Source organism: Aminobacter sp. P4_D5, assembly GCF_056401815.1.
In genome coordinates this window covers 1-998 of sequence record NZ_JBFUIP010000444.1, presented here as the reverse complement: position 1 = coordinate 998, position 998 = coordinate 1, and the positions used below count along the sequence as shown (strand labels likewise).

General features: G+C 70.3%; 1 protein-coding gene. It reads right to left on the bottom strand.

Features of this window, described 5'->3' with window-relative positions:
- On the bottom strand, positions 1 to 949 hold a 949-nt coding region (locus AC1DWF_RS32620), incomplete at its 3' end, for an acyclic terpene utilization AtuA family protein (protein ID WP_476842658.1).
- Positions 950 to 998 lie beyond the last annotated feature (49 nt).

Below are 998 nucleotides of genomic sequence, written 5' to 3'. Positions count from 1 at the left end.
CTTCTGCGCGCAGGCCGACCCCGCGGAAGCGTTCCTCCAGCAGGGCGCGGGTGGCCAAGGCACGGGTCAGGGCGCCGGGGCCGGCGAAGATCACCATCTCCTCCGTCGCGAAGCCCTCGCGCAGCCCCACCAGCACTTTGAGCGTCGGGGGGCGTGGTCGGCCAGGGGTGGGGCCGACCAGTACCTCCACCACATCCGGGGCGCGCTGTACGAAGCCGATCTGGGTGAAGTCGGCCACGCAGTCGGGGCACAGGTAGTTCGCGGGGTCGCCCACCTCGTAGAGCAGCTGCTCCTTGCAGGTGGCCGGCGTCAGAAGGCCACCGCTGTCCGGCAGCTTGGACAGCAGGATGCGGTCCTCCGTCACCTCGGCGATCGGATTGCCGATATCGGCCAGGCCCGGCACGTCCTTGAAGCCGGGATCGGCGAAGTACCCGCCGCAGAGCTGCGCGCCGCATTCCATCAGATGGCCGACCGCCATGCCGCGCGCCATTCGGTGCTGGTCGTCGGGCGACCAGCCGAATTCGTGCATCAATGGGCCGAGATACAGGCAGGCATCGGCGACGCGCGAAGTCAGCACCACATCGGCGCCGCCTGCCAGAGCAGAGGCGATCCCTTCCGCCCCCATGTAGGCCTCGGCCGAGACGATCGCGTCGCGCCGTTCCGCCACCGGGCGGCCCGTTTCCTGGAAGGGCAGGTCAAGCCCAACGATGCGGTCGGTCAGCTCGCCCCCGGTCACGGACGCTACGCGCAGTCCTTCGATCCCCAGCTCCCGCGCCAACGCTTCCACACGGCGCGCGGCGCCGGCGGGGTCCAGCCAGCCCTGATTGCTGACGATGCGGATGCCGCGCTCCTTGCAGGACTGCAGAACCGGCGCGAGGCGCGCCTCCAGGTAGGGGTCGTAAGTGGGCGCGCCGCCATCCTCCATGCGCCCCGCCTGCGCCGCGGCCATGGTGACCTCCGACATGCTCTCGAAGCACAGGTAGTCCAGCCTTCCGCGC